We start from the raw sequence: 17,030 nt of genomic DNA on the forward strand, positions 1-17,030 counted from the left end.
GAGGCAGCTCTCTTTTGGATACAAAAAGGGTTGGAAAAGCCTCGAGACTTCACCAACCCTTGTAGGGAAAAGAGCAAGGATGCTCTTAACAAAGTAGACCGACCTTTACACTATTTGACGGGCACCAATTCGTACGTATGCGAGGGGTTGTACTGCATAGTCCAGAGGAAGGGTACCCAGAAGAAGCAGCCCCCAACAATGGCTCCCACGTCAGCTCTTTCGTTACGAACGAGTAGTATATGGCAATCTTCGTAACCATTAAGCTTAAGAACCATAGGTGTTTTGCTTGACACAATCTTTGTGTCGCTGTAGGTAAATGGCGTAGTACCTACTCGCTCCTGACCGATATAGACAGCCGCCCCCTGTGGAACACTATTGATAATGGTGGTGCTTGTACAACTTGCCAAGGTGATAAGCCCTACAACGAGGAGGGCAAAGTTCCTAAAGAATGTTTTCATTTCTGTTTCTATTACTCATTCTAAAATCTATGAGGCAAAGGTAAAAAAAATCGTTTTAGCACACTATTCTCGCACACTCTCCCCCTAAAGCAAAAAGAAAACTAGGCACCATCTCGCAAAAAAGAGGGTGCCTAGCGAAAAAGTAGTGAGCTAAAAAAGTTTTTCTTTTGCCCTATGAATTAGTGGCGAACCATCAGTACAGAGGTAGCAAGAGCATTATCAGCCTTGGTAACCCCAATGATGTAGCTACCCGAAGCTAGCGCAGAAGTATCGAGCGTATAGCTTGTTTCGCCATTGAGCTCAAGAGCAGCTACTTGGGTACCATCCGTGCTAAATACGGCAATGTATTGGATGCCCTTTTCACAACGAATCGTGGTAGAAGCATCTGCCGGATTGGGGGCGATCATAGTATCATCCATGGTCACTTCTATCTCCTCGTTAGATCTCTTGCTGTAGAAAGATACCCCGTAAGAGAATTGGTGGTACACTTTATAAAAAGAGCGAGAGATCTGACCCTGTTCATTTTTTCGGAAAACTCCTAGAACAACAGTACCCTTACGGCCCGAAGCACTCTTCACATAACGCGAGTTTTCGAACTTCGGAGTATAAGTAGCATGAGCCTTAGCACCGATACCGGTCTCGAGGAAGTTCGAAGAAATGCCAACGAGTTGTGTTCTTCCGCCAGCTATTGCTGCTAGCAAAGAACCTACTACAATACCATCTTTCGAAGAGTCGGGGAGGGCTTTTTCTCCACGGTTTTCGATCTCAAATGCCTGTGTAGTCTGTTCATCGGGATCAATGTCGTACAAGAACGCAGGAGCTTGAGTACTCGTTACCACAAGAGTAACATCCTTATAGGTGTCAGGGCGTACAATCGTTACAGGAGTATCTGAGAGACGGAAGGCGTTGCTGCCCGAAAGGCGAGCTGTAAAGTAACCTACCAACTCCGGATCAAGGGTTTCTCTAAGATTAGCAAAGCGAACATAGGGGAAAATCTGAGTGTTTTCGTAGAGGTCGATCGTAGGATCAAGCTCTACTTCTACGGTCTCACCGGCAGGTACGGAGATGAAGTTGGTGCGAATCTTTTCCTCTCTAGGATACCATTGTTCACCCTTGTCTTTGGCAACGAGATACAACTCTACGGGGCCATAATACTCCTTCTTATTGGGGTTGGTAACCTGTATCTTAATCTTAGAGGGAGCAAAAGAATAGAACTTTTGATCGGCAACAAGCTTAGCTTCCATCGGTAGCAACGTATTATCGTAGGCAACCGAGTTCTCTACAATCTTACCATCTTTTACCGAGAAGTAGATCACCTGGGGCTCATCGTTGGTAGCAATAAAAGGCTCCGGTGTGGGGAAGGCTTGGTTGTACCAAGTATAGTTAATCTCATACTCTCCATCAGGATACTTTTCTTTGGTCACACCAAAGAGGAAATCAGCCTTTTTGGTTTCTTGCATCTTAAGCGTAAAAGACTTTTCTTTGCTATCGACCACATTTGTAGTACCCTTAGTGCAGATCGTTGCTACCGCTTTGATCTCCAATTGTTTGTACGAAGCCTGAGATATTAGAACATCGGCACTAATGGTTTCTCCGGTGCTATATACATAGGCACGTGTATAGAGATTGGGAGCAGAGGGGCGAGGCTCCTCACCGGGGTTATTGTCGCGGTCGGGGATAAGGTCTACAATAACGCTTTGTCCCATGTTGTAAGCACCCATACCGGCACCGGTACCTAGCTCAGCAGGCTCGAGGGCATTTAGGCGATAGTAACCATTTGCCATACCGCTCCAACCCCAATTGAAATGGAAGGTATTGTCGCTTGCTTTGTAGCCATCGCACACATAAGCGTGGCCACCCCCTTCTCCTGCACCGCAGTAGAAGACAGGACGCTGAGCCTTAAGTTCTTCGAGAATAATCTTAGTCCAAGACTCTACCGTGTGTGCAGAGCGAAAGTGAAGACGAGCCTGTTTCTTAAAATGGAAACGCGTCTTAAAAGCTTCCAAAGCGTCAGACTCCAAAGCACCACTGGCCGACGAAGAGTAATTCATATCTACAGCGTAGCCAACTTCTTTGAGCAGAAGTCCAATCGCATCAGCCTCCTCTTTGGTCGGCTTGCGGCCATTGCCGAAGTTTTCCGGCATATGACTCCAGTCATAATCCTTCTGACCAAAGGTAATAGAGCGAGTTACACCTCTATCTTTATAGCTATAGTCTCCGGGTACTGAGCGGGCAGGCCATTGATAGCAGCGGAGTATCTGTGCCATAGCCGTAGCCACACATCCGGTTACTGCACGCCCTCCCATATCTGAGGGGCACATACTATTATAGGGATGGCCTTGATCCCAACGAATACCCTTGAGAAGGGGAGCAATATCACTCTCTTGGCGCAGAACCGATGCCAGACGAGACTGGCGAGGCTGAATGTAATTAGCCTCGGGATGGGTATAGAGATACTGATACTCAGCATCGTACTGAGACATCCAGTAACGAACTTGTGCCGGAGCTTGTGCCAAATCGAAGTGACCCGTCTCTGAGTACCCTAGCACGGCTGCGGTACGATCGTCTGCCGAAACAATTACAAAACCCTCATCGGTACCTCGATTGAATACATAGTAATAGGCCGGTGAAGAGAGTAGTTGAGATGAATTGCCAGAGCGCAACTCGTTACTACCCCGGTGCGTATAAGTCAATGCCACAGGGGTTGAACTGCGGAGATCTGACCCATTAAGATAGCTCTCTGCTATCTTCTGTGCTTGCTCGGGAGTAACCGGCCCCGCCAGAAGCACCAACTGAGAGATCACTGCCGCCAGTGTAGAGAGGAAAATTTTTCTCATAGGTTCTATATTTATACTTTAGTTAATTGATTTCGTTATTATTGCCGTAGTTGCACTAAGGTGTGTTGCTAGTATCAAACCGACTAACCATCCCACAAAGATACATATCCTAGGCCAACTTCTACCACTTTGTCAGGTGAAAAGTGTATAATACGGCAGAGAATTAGGCGATACGGCAACTATCTCCGTCGAGAATGACTCGCCCCCTTGCCAAAAGTTGCTGCAAAGCCTCAAAAAAAAGACTCGAAGGTACCCTACTCTGCTCTCGCCAAGAGACGAGCGGCAAAAGCCCCTCTTTGGGGATCAGTGCTTCAGACTCTTTTTGTAGCAAAGCCACGGCCTCGGAGAGGGAAATAGAGGAAGTGGGGGATCCCTTTCGATGCGAAAGACAGACATCGCACATGCCACAAGGCGCACTTTCCTCCTCGCCAAAGTAGCGGAGAAGCAGCTGACTACGGCACGTGTCGGACGCAGATGCATAGGCTATCATGGCCTCAATACGCTCTGCCAGACGCTCCCGGCGCACCTCGTACACCTCTCGGGAGACGAGCAGGTGGCGCCCCTCTTCGCGTCGGGTTAGAAGGAAGAGTTTGGGTAGAGACGAGCGGGGAATATAGTGTACAATGTTGCTTCGAGAGAGATCAACCAGCATCAGATAGATTGTCTCTACCGTGCAGTTAAGAGCCCTTGCAATGGTATCTTCTTCGATAAAAACATACTCGGTAAAGATACCCGTATAGCGACGGAGCAAAAATTGAATGAGGGAATCACTCGCCGGCGATAGGCTTGCATTGTTGTACAAAGCCTCGCGGTCTATGGTAAAGAGAAGGCGTGAGTGCTGATCTTCTTTGTCGCGATACTCCCACACACCTGCGGTATCGAGCAGACGAATGGCACTCATCGTATAAATAGGCGGTAGCTTATTGAGTTTGATAAATCTCTCAATATCGACTAAGAATGTACGCAAAAACCCTTCGCCCATGCCGATCCCCAAAAAACTCGTAAGCTGGTCGTACACCTCCGAAAGGAACTGACGGGGCGGGAACTCCTCACTAATACGCCTACGGACGAGCATCGGATCTCGCTTATCCACAAGTGCCACGGCAAACGACTTCTCGCCATCTCGGCCGGCTCTCCCCGCCTCTTGGAAGTACTCTTCGGGCGATGAAGGGAGCATCCAATGGATTACGGAGCGCACATCGGGCTTGTCAATACCCATACCAAAAGCATTGGTTGCCACCATCACACGCACCTCACCGGCCATCCAACGCCGCTGTCGCTCGTTGCGCTCGGCATGCGTAAGCCCGGCATGGAATGCATCTGCCGTTATTCCCTCCCCCCTCAGATACTCGGCCAATTCTTCGGTACGCTTGCGGTTGCGGCAGTAGACAATGGAGGTGCCGGGCACTCCCGAGAGAATGCGCAGCATCGTGGCTGCCTTGTCGCCGGTGTGCCGTACCACATAGGCAACGTTGGGGCGCAAAAAACTTCTCTGGATAATATTGGGTTCGGGGAAATGCAGAATACGCATCACATCCTCCGCAACCAACCTGGTAGCCGTAGCCGTAAGCGCCAGTACGGGCGCCTTTGGGAGCCAAGAACGCAGCTCAGCCACGCGCATGTAGGAGGGGCGGAAGTCGTACCCCCACTGGCTAATGCAGTGGCACTCGTCCACCACAATCATACTCACCTTGAGCTGCGGTAAGATGGAGCGAAATAGGGGTGAAGCAATACGCTCGGGCGAGAGATACAAAAACTTGTAGGCCCCCAAGATGGCATTGTCGAGCGTGCGCTGGATCTCAAAACTCGCCATACCGGAGTGGATCGCCACGGCAGGTATTTTACGCTCCTTGAGGTGCTCTACTTGATCCCTCATAAGCGCAATGAGAGGAGTTACAACCAGGGTAACCCCCCGCATCATAAGACCCGGGACTTGGAACGTGATGCTCTTGCCGCCCCCCGTTGGGAGCAAACCCAGGGTATCGCGCCCGGCAAGGATCGAATCGATGATCTCACGCTGCTTGGGTCGGAACTCAGAGTAGCCCCAATAGTACTGCAAGACCTCTTCGGGAGTTTCGAAGTGCGATTTTCTTCTACCCTCCTCTTTTTCGTCCGGCTCTTGCGAAGAGATAAATTCCTCTCCCTCCCCTTGGGAGTAGGACGAGGCCTCCGGCTCATCCGCAAAACCGGCAACAGAGTCTAGCTCATAGCCGTACTTATCGCAATAGGATCGCCATTCCTCCTCTTCATCAAAGGCTGGCGCACCCTCCACTCTTGCCTCTTCGGAAGATGTACTCACAGCGTATCCGGGTAAAACATTAAGCGACTCTATGCAGAGAAATTATCCTCATGCTTGATATCCTTGACCAGTATCTGTATCGACGAAGTGCCGTAATAATCGTTTTCTTCCACCGTGTAGCAGATAGAGAAGGGTCGGTAACTCTTGATATAGGATATATGCGAAGAGAGCCCGTAAGCAATACCGCTTTTGACTTGGAACATCTGCGGAGAGTCCGTCATCTCCAGCTTGATATGCTCGCCATTCTTGCCCACAGCCTTGCTCGTACCGGTGTCGAAGAGGAAACGTGTCATAAAGATGGGCTTGGGATTATCGGGACCAAAGGGACCCATTTTCTGCAAGTTCTTGTGCAAACTCTTCGTTATCTCCACAAGGCTGAGCACCGCATCAATCTCGATTTCCGGATTAAACTGCTTGGCATATACGTTCTCCTCGGCATAGTGCTGGATGCGCTCGGCAAACTCCTCCACCTTATCCTCACTCAGGGTGAGACCGGCAGCGTAGGGATGCCCCCCGAAGTTGGTCAAGAGATCGCGGCAATGCTCTATGGCATGGTACATATCGAAGCCCCCATAGCTACGCGCAGAACCGGAGACTTTGTCCCCTTCTCCACTCAAAACCACCACGGGGCGAGCATACTGCTCAGCCAGGCGAGAGGCTACAATGCCAATCACCCCCTTGTGCCATTCTGGCTTGTGAATCACTATGATTTTGTACTTCTTATGGGGCTTAAAATCCTCCATAAAACGCACGGCCTCTCGGGTAATTTTCTTGTCAAGCTCACGCCGCTGCTCGTTGTACTGTACAATCTCGAGGCACTTCTCTTCTGCCTCCTCTATATCCCGACTAATAAGCAGATCGACCGTCTTTTTGCCGTCCATCATACGCCCCGAAGCATTGATCATGGGACCAATCTTAAAGACGATGCTACTCATGTCAATCTCCTCATTCGCCAGGTTGCAGATATTGATAATCCCTCTCAAACCCGGCGACGGATTGCGATTAAGTTGCTGCAAACCAAAGTAGGCCAATATGCGGTTTTCTCCCAAGGTGGAGACCACATCGCTGGCAATGCTCACGGCTACCAAGTCTAGCAAGGAGTAAAGACGACGCATGCGTATGCTGTTGTTTATGGCAAAGGCTTGCATCAGTTTGAAGCCAATACCACACCCCGATAGCTCCCCAAAAGGATAGGTATTATCCGAGCGCTTGGGGTCGAGCACCGCTACAGCATCAGGCAAAACGCCATCCGGCGTATGGTGGTCGCATACGATGAAATCGATCCCTAAAGACTTGGCATAAGCGATCTCTTCAATCGCCTTGATGCCACAATCGAGTACAATAATAAGCTTAACCCCTAACTCGTGTGCGCGGTCAATTCCCTGCTTCGATACCCCGTAGCCATCGTCGTTGCGGTCCGGGATATAGTAATGCAACTGGTGATCGCTACAACCCGACTGGCGCAAGAATTTATATACCAAGGATACAGCCGTAGTACCATCTACGTCGTAATCGCCATACACCAAGATATTCTCCTTCTTCCCCAACGCCTTATTGATGCGTTCCACAGCCTTATCCATATCCTTCATCAAGAAGGGATCGTGGAGATCTTCGAGCTTGGGAGAGAAGAAATGACGTGCTTCGTCGGCCGTTGTAATACCGCGCTTAACTAGCAATCGGCCCACTACGGGAGCCAACTTTAGCTCCGCAATGAGGTCGTTGCTGGTAGAAATCTCTTCGTCTGTTAGAGGCTTCCAAATCCATTTGTTCGTCATTATATTGTTCTATTTTATTCTCTCAAAAGGTACTCCGACCAGAGGCTCTCGCACCGATCGCACTAGCTACCTTATCCCCTACTTTCACGGCAATATATCTTCCAAAAAATAGGGAGCAAGCCGCTCCCAAATAGTAGGGCTCGTAAATTTACGACAATCTAATGAAACCTCAAACCTGCCGAATCCTAAACTATGTAACCAACCCTTCCCAAATAGCCAAAAATCTCACTTTAGAATCCCTTCTGCACCGAAAGCAAAAAAACTCTGGCTAAAAACCTCTCCGGTTACTGCCCTAGATTTTTTTATTTTCCGGGCAAAATTCCGCGAGATTTAGGCTGAGAAAAAAGAAAAAATCAGGCAGAAAAGGAAGCCATTATTACCTGATTTTTGGAAGGTAGGTTCCCTAGTAAATTCCCAAGAATATCCCGCCCCTAGATTGTAAACAGAGAGATCTAAGAAAAAAGCCACCTAAACGGAGTGCTCCATTAGGTAAAAAGGGGTACTTTTGCAGAAGTAAATGAGAGAGCTATCTTGCCGAGGGCAAAGAAAAGCCTGAGACGGTAGCTACTACGAACCAAGGTGCAACGAATAATCTACTAACAACTATTGTAATGGTTTCAGAAAATCCCTATTTGGTTTTTTCGGGGTCTAAATCCCAGTACCTCACTGAGCAAATTTGTAAAAGTTTGGGATGCTCTATGGGGCGAATGACAACGCAACATTTTGCCGATGGCGAGTTCGCAGTTTCGTACGAAGAAAGCATCCGAGGTAGAGATGTCTTCCTCGTTCAGTCGACCTTCCCCTCTGCAGACAACCTAATGGAGCTACTCCTTATGATCGATGCCGCTAAGCGTGCATCCGCCCACTACATCACAGCGGTAGTACCCTACTTCGGCTGGGCACGCCAGGATCGTAAGGACAAACCCCGTGTGTCTATTGGCGCAAAACTTATTGCAGACCTCCTAAGCACGGCCGGGATTACGCGCCTTATCACAATGGACCTCCATGCCGATCAGATACAAGGATTCTTCGATGTACCCGTAGATCACCTCTATGCTTCGTCTGTCTTTATGGACTATATCGAAAAGACGATGCCTCTGGATAATCTCGTAGTCGCTACTCCCGACGTTGGGGGAACTAAGCGTGCCAGCAGCTACGCTCGCCACTTAGGGGTACCCATGGTTATTTGCCACAAAACTCGTTTGCGCGCCAACGAAGTGGCCGAAATGCGCATCATTGGGGACGTAGAAGGCAAAGATGTACTACTCGTAGACGACATTGTAGATACAGCCGGCACCATTACCAAGAGTGCGGACTTGATGCTCAAGCACGGAGCCAAGAGCGTGCGCGCTATGGCAAGCCACGCCGTAATGAGCGACCCTGCTACCGAGCGGGTAAATGAATCCGGGCTCTCCGAAATGATTTTTACAGACTCTATCCCCTACACCAAGGGCTCTCCCAAAGTAAAGATTATCTCAGTAGCCGAACTCATCGCAGAGTCTATCAAGCGCGTTTGCAGCCACGAGTCTATTAGCTCTCTCTACTCTTTCTAAGGAATAGAGCTCTCAATTAGTCTACCATCTCCCTCTCGTAAGATTCTTTTTCTTACTCCCGAGGCGAGATAAAATAACGAAGCCCCACCGTCCCTTTACAGGCAACGATGGGGCTTTTTATAACAGTGCTTTTCGTCTTTCTAGCTATTCTGCCTTAGTATGGAAGGGCACATAGGTGAGATCGGAGCCTACACCATTCTCTTCGTCATAGGCGAAGACCACAACGTAATAGTCCGCATTTTTCATAAAGGCCTGGCGATATTCCGGAGTTAGTTTAAACTCTCCTTGAACAAGATAGGGAGTAAAATTATTCAAAAGATCGGCCTCTATTATCATCTTGGCCATCTTATACTCCATATTTTTCTCCCTATAAAAGTCCACAAATTTCTTCTTCTGTACCGTTACACTATACTTGTCGTGGGTTGTGGGTTTGATGAGGGCATCTACACCATTCATGTAAACATTCTCAATCCGAACGTCAAATGTTACGTTCTTTTTCTCCGACGACTTTGTTGTAAACTCCAAGGTTTTTACACCTCCCACCTGCTCAGCCTGGTCGTTTACAGCATAAGCATATACCACATAAGTAGAATCGGGATCCAGCGTTGAGAGGCAGCCCGGCTTAGGTAACTTCAGTGTAGCAGGGCCCGTTGTGCAGTCTTCCAAGAACAATTCTTGCCAAGTCTTGCCGGGATTTGCCTCGCTCAAGAACATAAACCAGCTCTTTTCGAAACCATAAATACCGGCCTCAGTACGAGAGCTTTCTGTCTGGTACTTCTCCCGAGTCATGGCATAATAGTAGTAACGCATAGTAGGATCTTTGGGAACAATCTTGATGGTAGCCGACGTTTTTTCCAGCGTTACGATCTGAAAATCGACCTCAAATCCCTTAGCTTTTACCTCAACCAAGCACTTAGCTTCTAGTCCCTCTAGCTTAGCCGTTATGGATGCTTTTCCTTCTGCTACTGCCGTAATGGTTCCCTCTTTTACAGAGACAACATTAGGATCACTAGAGATCCAGACGATACTTTTCCCATCAAGAGTAGCCTCTTTGGGAGCTACATTGAGCTTTAACATGAGACTCTCACCAACGGAGAGACTGACTGTCTCCTGCTCAAATTTTATCTCCGAAACCTTCTGAATAGAGGGAGATTTAGTTCCATTATCGCATCCCGAAAAAAGAAGAGATAGGCAAGAAAGCAACCCTACAATAAGCAATAAATTCTTTTTCATATCCTACACTTTGATTTATTTACACTCTTCATTATAATCAAGGTCTTCAAGAAATGGAATAATTATATCTCCACGTCATTAACCCTATTCGACGCAAATGTAAGATTTTTATTTGAAATTCCGCAATACAAAAGAACTGTCTATTATTCCTTTTTCGGCCGGCTAGCCGTCTCCTTCCCCCCCAACTCAACAAAAAATTGCCCTATGAATGGTTATCTCATCCACAGGGCAATCCCATCTTATCTTCCTATAAGTTACCAAGAGCCGCCGGCTCCACCACCTCCGGTAGAACCTCCACCCCAGCCGCCGCCAGAGCCACCTCTGGAAGAGCCGAAGCCTCCTCTACCCGATAATCCTCCAAAAATACTGCCTACAGCTGCGGCTGTAGCGATATCTCTTGCCGGACTTTCTTTCTGTCTCTTCTTCCTATCTTCATGGTTACAATAGAGACATTTGTAATGGGTTATATAGTGGTTAGTCGTCTCTTCTCTTCGGACAACATAGTAGGCATAAGTACCACACTTGGGACAACGGGAATAACGCGAAGGAAGTTCTCGCACCGGAAAAACATGCTCATACCCACAGCTACTGCATTGCATCGCTCCGTACTCACGTGACTTTATATCCGTCTCTAGAAGCATCTGCGGATTGAGTAGAGCACGCACTTTTGCTCGGTCACTAATGGGTAGCATTGCTTCCTTTCCGCAATTAGGACAACGCCTACTCTCCCTATCGAGCTTCTTACAAAGATTCTTTCCTAAGAGGTAAATCACAATCCCAATAGGCAGACAAGCAATGGCAAATATCACACTATAGGTTCTATTTTTCGACTTCAAGCGAGCCAATCGCTCTGGCGCACTCTTGTATTTGTATTCTCCCTTTTTCTCGAAAATATTCGTCAGTTTACCGTAGGATTTAATGGCATAATAAAGTACAATTAAGAGATAGAAAATGAAAAGAATATAGTCCCCTCCTTCATCTTCAGTGCTATTTTCTCCATCTGATCCCTCAAAATCTCCCGTCTTAAATATCTCACTTATGGCATCTATTCCACTCATGAGCCCCTCTGCATAGGCGTCTTCTTTGAAGTGGGGTATCATACGATTTCGAATGATACTAGAGCAAGTAGCATCGGGTAATACCCCTTCTATGCCGTAGCCCGTGGTGATAAAAATCTTGTGGACGTCCATCACAAGAAGGATGAGCAAGCCGCTATCGGTTTTCTTATTGCCCAATCCCCACGAGCGAAAGAGCTCCACACTAAAATCTTCTATCGTCCGATCTCCTATGGAAGGCAGCACCACAAGGGCAGCATCTACCCCAAAATTTAAGCGAAGTTGATGGAGCTTATTATCCAACTCCTCCACCTCCGAACTATCCAAGAAATGGCCAGGATCAGATACAAAACGTAGACTATCCCCTATCTGTACATTAGGTACATCCTTTACTTCAAAGACATCTCGACTCTCCGTCGCCTCCACTGGAAGGAGGGTCGAGAGAGCCAGAAATATCCCTAATAAGGGAACTAAAAGTCTCTTCAAATTCATGGTATTATCGACCCTTTTTTAGGGACTTAGAATTGTACCGTAGGAGCGGATTCGGCTCCCTCTTGGGCTTTAAATTGGGGACGTACCGAGAAGCCAAAAATCCCTGCTAGCATATTATTGGGAAAGCGACGCACCTTCTTATTGTAGATGGTAGCGGCATCGTTGTAGCCCTTACGAGCCACCGTAATGCGGTTTTCGGTTCCCTCAAGTTGTGCTTGTAGTTGCAAGAAGTTTTCGTTTGCCTTAAGGTCGGGATATTTCTCCACTACCACCATAAGTCTATTCAAGGCTCCGGAGAGACCATCTTGAGCCTTCTGGAAGCTAGCAAGTTGCTCTTCGGTCATGTTGCTTGGGTCTATGGTAGTTTGGGTAGCCTTGGCACGAGCTTCTATTACGCCTTCGAGTGTTTCTTTTTCGTGGGATGCATATCCCTTTACCACGTTTACCAGATTTGGAATAAGGTCGAGACGACGTTGGTACTGATTCTCTACCTCAGACCATTGAAGATTTACGTTTTCATCTTCGTTTACCATACCGTTGTAGCTGCTCATAAGCCAACCTCCAATGAGGATAACGAAAGCTACAATCCCAATAAGAACGAAGGGTGTTTTGTTCTCTGTCATAGTTTTATTCAATTAAAAGTTAGTACTTATTTTCTCTGTTTAATAGGCTCTTTTCCTTTCTTTACAGACCAGCCGAAGTAACCAATAAAGCTCCCCAATCCAAAATATTCTCCATGGGCATAAGCAAGAAGTTCACTTTTATGGAGATCTAACTTACCCGTCTCGGGATTGAGCAAAGACTCATCTACCGATACACTTACAATCTCTGCCAAAAACATATCGTGTGAGCCAAGTGGCAAGATCTCACGCACACGGCACTCCATACTGAGGGGGCTCTCAGCCACCAAAGGGCATTGTATCACTTGAGCTTTCTCGGGATGCAAACCCGTTTTTGCCCATTTATCTCCATCCCTACCACTAATAACGCCGGCCATGTCGGTGGCTTCTGCCATAGATAGGGTAGTGAGGTTGAGCCCAAACTCCATGCTCTCTTTGATAAGCTCATAACTATACCGCTCGGGGCGAATACTTACATAACACATTGCAGGATTGGTACAAACAATACCTGTCCAAGAGGCCGTAAAAAGATTGGTTCGCTCACCATCCGGACTTGCACTCGTAACGAGTAGAGCCGGTACGGGACTAATCATCGTACCGGGTTTCCAGTGTTGTTTCATAGCTTACTAAGTCTCTCTCTTATCTCAATTCGGCCTCGGTACCTACCACCTTACGGCCACAATAGGCACACTGTATTACTCCCTTCTCATGCCCTTGTAGAGCCGAAAATCGAGTAGCCATAGGTTCGTTATTGGTAATACATTTGGGGTTAGAGCAGCGTACAATGCCCACAATTTCTATCGGTAGCTCTACCGATTTCTTTTCTACTACCTTATAATCTCGTATTACATTGAGGTGTACATTGGGAGCAATGAGAGCTATTCTATTGACTACATCCTCATCAAAAAAGTGATCGGCTATCTTGATAATTCCCTTACGGCCCAGTACTTTACTAGGGAAATTATTACCAATTGTAATAGGGCTTCCCATGGTGTCTAAATGCAAAAGAGCAGCCACCTTAAAAAGTTTATCACTCGGGATATGATCTATAACGGTGCCATTGCAGATAGAGGCAACAGGCATCTCTTCTGAATATTGTTTCATACTTTGCGTTTACTCTTAGAGACTCAATTTTTTACCTCAATACCCAATACTTCGGACAAAATGCTCTGGCGAACATACAATCCGTTGAGTGCTTGCCGGAAGTAATAGGCTGCCGGATGATCGTCTACCTCTTGAGCAATCTCCTGCACACGGGGCAATGGGTGCAATATTTTCAGGTTCGGCTTAGCCATGCAGAGCAACTCTCTGTCGAGTATATAGACGTTTTTGACTCGTTCATACTCCTCAGGATCCGAAAATCGCTCCCGTTGTACGCGTGTCATGTAGAGTATATCCGCCTCGGCAATTACCTCAGAGGTAAACTCTGTTACCTCTTCAAAGGGAATATTGTGCTCCCTACAATAGGAGCGATACTCCTCAGGCAAAGCCAACTCTTTGGGTGCCACAAAAATAAATCGTGGGGAGAAGGGTTGCATTCCCTCTATCAGCGAATGGATGGTACGCCCATACTTCAGATCGCCCACCATCACTATGGTTTTCTGCTCTAGTGAGCCTTGAGTTTGACGGATAGAGTAGAGATCGAGCAACGTCTGCGAAGGATGTTGATTGGAACCATCCCCGGCATTGATAATAGGCACAGGGCTCACCTCCGTAGCGTACTGCGCTGCACCCTCAAGATAATGGCGCATCACAATAGCATCGGCATAGTTAGAAACAATCTTAATAGTGTCCTTGAGGGTCTCTCCCTTAGTACTGCTAGAAGTACTAGCATCTGAGAAGCCAATCACCTTGCCTCCTAGGCGACAAACTGCCGTCTCGAAGCTCAATCTGGTGCGGGTAGATGGCTCAAAAAATAGGGTAGCTACCACACGCCCTTGCAAAAAGTCACGGTTGGGATTACGCTCGAATAGAGCAGCTCTATCCAAAATACGCATAATATCTTCTGCACTACAATGGCTAATAGAGACGAGGTGTTTCATTGTCTAATGTAAAATCTAATACCAAATCTTACGTGCATTCGGGGGCCGTTGGGAGATCATACCAAACCCATAGCTTTCGCTTCATTTGGTCCCAAAATCACTCAATACAAAGATACTATTTTTTATCTCTCAGAAGAAAGTTAGAATCTATACAATCTAGTACCCATTGGGGGATGAGCCCAAAGGAATAAAAACGCTACCCTCAAACCGAAAAATTATAAGGGTAGCGCACCTAAGTATTAGGAGTAACTTTTCCTATACCGGAAAAGCTATAAAGTCTACCCCTCTATCTCGAACAAAGGGTGATGGGATTACCACAAAGCGAACTCGCTTTGACCCATCCCGTAAAACTCTTGTTGCTACTATTCGTATGTTTTACTTTTACCCATTCACCTTTTATGGCCATAGGATGAACCACAACATCCGCCCCAATACGTATGGAGACGGGGGAAGACGAAGAGGGTTCTTTCAAGAGCTGAACATCCCTCAGCGTAGTACAACCAAGCAATGAGCTATAATGGTATTATAATGATTTAATGTCGCTACAATTAGCACAAGCAAAGATAATCATATTCCCATCAATTTAGATTGCCGGCTTCTCTTTTAGCCCCCAACTTTTCTGCTTCCTATCTTCTTATTGATTATAAAAATATAGAATTACATAGAGGTAGAAAAAAGGCTGTTCATAGTGTAGATAAAGCTCTCTACCATACAGATGAAGTTCTACTTATAAACCGGGATACCAACGCCAGACTAACGAGTTATCAAGGATATTATTAACATGGATTTTCCTTGGTTTATTCTGCCTTTGCAGCCATTATCAACAATAAGTATTCTCAGTCTAGATTACTCTTTTTGGTTTTCTCCCCCTTTGGATCGTAGAAAACTAACTCAATAACGAAACAATAACTCGTGCTAACTTCCCTTGTATAGCTCGAATTAATTCCTTAAGGGAGGGGGGATATTGGCTCTACCTATGGGTAGCTGCCTCTTTTTTGCTGACAGGTTTACAACGGCTTTTCTACAACTTATCAACGATTTTTTCTGGCTGAAAATGGACTCGGAAAGTAGCTGGTTTTTCAAAATATATTAGCCTATTATGCCCTCCTATTTTGGCTGGAAACGGAATCTTTTTAGGGCAAGAGATTTTTCTTAATCAAGTACCTTTGCTACTCGTGAATGTACTACGCAGAATAAATATCTAAGATGACTACAGAAGAACTCCTAGCATTTGACCGAAACCATCTATGGCACCCCTATACATCAACCATAGACCCTTTGCCCGTATATCCGGTGCAGAGTGCTAAAGGGGTAGAGATTACGCTCGAAGATGGACGTGTATTGATTGATGGTATGAGTTCGTGGTGGGCCGCTATCCATGGGTACAACAATCCCGAACTCAATAGAGCGATAGAGACGCAGTTGAAGTCCATGAGTCATATCATGTTTGGAGGCTTTACGCATAGGCCTGCCGTAGAGCTTGCCTCTCTTTTGCTCCCTCTTTTTCCTAAGGGTATTGACCAAATTTTTTATGCCGATAGCGGTTCGGTAGCTGTAGAGGTGGCTCTTAAAATGGCTCTTCAGTACCACGAAAGTGTAGGAGATAAGAAACGCAAACATTTTGCAACCATTCGCTCCGGTTACCATGGGGATACCTGGCATGCCATGAGTGTGTGCGATCCGGTAACGGGTATGCACGGCATCTTTGGGTCGGTGTTACCGGCGCAGTACTTTTTGCCTCAACCTAAAAGTCGTTTTGGAGGAGAATGGAATGCTGAGGATATAGCCCCCTTTGCAGATCTTATTACGGAGCATGGAGATGAAATTGCAGCACTCATCTTGGAGCCCATTGTACAGGGTGCCGGAGGAATGTATTTTTACCATCCTCAATATCTAGTGGAGGCGATACGAAAGGCGCATGAGGCAGGTATATTGGTCATTTTTGATGAGATTGCCACCGGCTTTGGTAGGACGGGCAAATTCTTTGCTGCCGAGCATGCCGGGGTAGTACCCGATATTATGTGTATTGGCAAGGCGCTAACAGGGGGCTACATGACCCTATCGGCCACTTGTACGCACAAGAGCATTGCCGACCAAATCTGTAGTGGTGAGGCAGGATGTTTTATGCATGGACCTACATTCATGGCTAATCCGCTTGCTTGCTCCGTAGCACTCGCAAGTCTACGTCTCTTGCTCAACTCTCCTTGGCAGGAGCGCATAAAAGCAATAGAGTGCCAACTAAGGGAGGAATTAAGTCCGGCTACGTCATTCGATACGGTTGCCGAGGTACGTGTATTGGGAGCCATTGGGGTAGTGGAGATGCGTGAAGCGGTAGATATGGCAAAGATGCAGCGTCTTTTGGTAGAGCATGGGGTTTGGGTGCGTCCCTTTGGGCGTCTGTGTTACCTGATGCCGCCCTACATTATCAATCGGGAGCAGCTCCATAAGCTTACGACCGGTCTCTTGGCAGCCATTGCTGAGAGTAGGTAATAGACCTTTCTTCTTATTCTATATTCTTTATAAATAGAACATATAGTAGTAGTAGAGGGTGGATCAATTGTGTTCTCATCCTAGGCTCATTCTGTACTTACCAACAGCTATATCTACTCGTTATATACGCTATATAGACGAATTGTTTACCTAGTTATGAACATAGATTTAGCTGA

The 17,030-nt window shown here is 46.9% G+C and carries 13 protein-coding genes; 2 read left to right on the forward strand and 11 right to left on the reverse strand.

Annotated elements, in window-relative coordinates:
- Nucleotides 1–110 precede the first annotated feature (110 nt).
- The 4 genes from Q0090_RS06830 to recJ form a co-directional block, all read right to left on the reverse strand.
- Nucleotides 111–458, reverse strand: a complete 348-nt coding sequence (locus Q0090_RS06830) for a PEGA domain-containing protein (RefSeq protein WP_297949067.1) — start codon at nt 456–458, stop codon at nt 111–113.
- A 179-nt stretch (nt 459–637) separates the two neighbouring features.
- The gene (locus Q0090_RS06835; protein WP_297949073.1) at nt 638–3,295 is read right to left on the reverse strand and encodes a C10 family peptidase; all 2,658 of its coding nucleotides are present in this window, start codon (nt 3,293–3,295) and stop codon (nt 638–640) included.
- 163 nt (nt 3,296–3,458) lie between these two features.
- The gene (locus Q0090_RS06840; RefSeq protein ID WP_297949080.1) at nt 3,459–5,594 is read right to left on the reverse strand and encodes an ATP-dependent DNA helicase RecQ; all 2,136 of its coding nucleotides are present in this window, start codon (nt 5,592–5,594) and stop codon (nt 3,459–3,461) included.
- Nucleotides 5,595–5,623: 29 nt separating this feature from the next.
- On the reverse strand, nt 5,624–7,369 hold the full coding sequence (gene recJ / locus Q0090_RS06845; protein WP_297949085.1) for a single-stranded-DNA-specific exonuclease RecJ: 1,746 nt from the start codon (nt 7,367–7,369) through the stop codon (nt 5,624–5,626).
- 611 nt (nt 7,370–7,980) lie between these two features.
- On the opposite strand from recJ, the gene Q0090_RS06850 reads away from it, so the two are divergent.
- Nucleotides 7,981–8,922 (forward strand): ribose-phosphate pyrophosphokinase, encoded by a 942-nt coding sequence (locus Q0090_RS06850; protein WP_297949088.1) that lies wholly within the window; start codon nt 7,981–7,983, stop codon nt 8,920–8,922.
- Between the two features lie 144 nt (nt 8,923–9,066).
- On the opposite strand, the gene Q0090_RS06855 is transcribed toward Q0090_RS06850, so the two are convergent.
- From Q0090_RS06855 to Q0090_RS08010, 7 genes are all read right to left on the reverse strand, one after another.
- A complete protein-coding gene (locus tag Q0090_RS06855) occupies nt 9,067–10,155 on the reverse strand; it encodes an Ig-like domain-containing protein (RefSeq protein ID WP_297949090.1) in 1,089 nt (362 codons plus the stop codon).
- A 254-nt stretch (nt 10,156–10,409) separates the two neighbouring features.
- A complete protein-coding gene (locus tag Q0090_RS06860; protein WP_297949093.1) occupies nt 10,410–11,636 on the reverse strand; it encodes a TPM domain-containing protein in 1,227 nt (408 codons plus the stop codon).
- Nucleotides 11,637–11,728: 92 nt separating this feature from the next.
- Complete coding sequence (locus Q0090_RS06865; RefSeq protein ID WP_297949095.1) at nt 11,729–12,325, reverse strand: LemA family protein; 597 nt, start codon at nt 12,323–12,325, stop codon at nt 11,729–11,731.
- 26 nt (nt 12,326–12,351) lie between these two features.
- On the reverse strand, nt 12,352–12,942 hold the full coding sequence (locus tag Q0090_RS06870) for a flavin reductase family protein (RefSeq protein WP_297949098.1): 591 nt from the start codon (nt 12,940–12,942) through the stop codon (nt 12,352–12,354).
- A 19-nt stretch (nt 12,943–12,961) separates the two neighbouring features.
- Nucleotides 12,962–13,426 carry an aspartate carbamoyltransferase regulatory subunit gene (locus Q0090_RS06875; RefSeq protein ID WP_297949100.1) on the reverse strand — a complete coding sequence of 155 codons (465 nt, stop codon included), beginning with the start codon at nt 13,424–13,426 and terminating at the stop codon, nt 12,962–12,964.
- Nucleotides 13,427–13,449: 23 nt separating this feature from the next.
- A complete protein-coding gene (gene pyrB / locus Q0090_RS06880) occupies nt 13,450–14,364 on the reverse strand; it encodes an aspartate carbamoyltransferase (protein WP_297949103.1) in 915 nt (304 codons plus the stop codon).
- Nucleotides 14,365–14,650: 286 nt separating this feature from the next.
- On the reverse strand, nt 14,651–14,872 hold the full coding sequence (locus Q0090_RS08010; protein WP_366136547.1) for an SH3 domain-containing protein: 222 nt from the start codon (nt 14,870–14,872) through the stop codon (nt 14,651–14,653).
- Between the two features lie 698 nt (nt 14,873–15,570).
- On the opposite strand from Q0090_RS08010, the gene bioA reads away from it, so the two are divergent.
- Nucleotides 15,571–16,854 (forward strand): adenosylmethionine--8-amino-7-oxononanoate transaminase, encoded by a 1,284-nt coding sequence (gene bioA / locus Q0090_RS06885; RefSeq protein WP_297949105.1) that lies wholly within the window; start codon nt 15,571–15,573, stop codon nt 16,852–16,854.
- Nucleotides 16,855–17,030 lie beyond the last annotated feature (176 nt).

It is taken from the genome of uncultured Porphyromonas sp. (genome assembly GCF_938023125.1).
Lineage (GTDB): Bacteria > Bacteroidota > Bacteroidia > Bacteroidales > Porphyromonadaceae > Porphyromonas.

Bases quoted from the DNA above. Each gene is read 5' to 3' on its own strand.
- Q0090_RS06830 (WP_297949067.1), bottom strand. From the start codon at position 458: ATGAAAACATTCTTTAGGAACTTTGCCCTCCTCGTTGTAGGGCTTATC.
- Q0090_RS06835 (WP_297949073.1), bottom strand. From the start codon at position 3,295: ATGAGAAAAATTTTCCTCTCTACACTGGCGGCAGTGATCTCTCAGTTG.
- recJ (WP_297949085.1), bottom strand. From the start codon at position 7,369: ATGACGAACAAATGGATTTGGAAGCCTCTAACAGACGAAGAGATTTCT.
- Q0090_RS06850 (WP_297949088.1), top strand. From the start codon at position 7,981: ATGGTTTCAGAAAATCCCTATTTGGTTTTTTCGGGGTCTAAATCCCAG.
- Q0090_RS06855 (WP_297949090.1), bottom strand. From the start codon at position 10,155: ATGAAAAAGAATTTATTGCTTATTGTAGGGTTGCTTTCTTGCCTATCT.
- Q0090_RS06865 (WP_297949095.1), bottom strand. From the start codon at position 12,325: ATGACAGAGAACAAAACACCCTTCGTTCTTATTGGGATTGTAGCTTTC.
- Q0090_RS06870 (WP_297949098.1), bottom strand. From the start codon at position 12,942: ATGAAACAACACTGGAAACCCGGTACGATGATTAGTCCCGTACCGGCT.
- Q0090_RS06875 (WP_297949100.1), bottom strand. From the start codon at position 13,426: ATGAAACAATATTCAGAAGAGATGCCTGTTGCCTCTATCTGCAATGGC.
- pyrB (WP_297949103.1), bottom strand. From the start codon at position 14,364: ATGAAACACCTCGTCTCTATTAGCCATTGTAGTGCAGAAGATATTATG.
- bioA (WP_297949105.1), top strand. From the start codon at position 15,571: ATGACTACAGAAGAACTCCTAGCATTTGACCGAAACCATCTATGGCAC.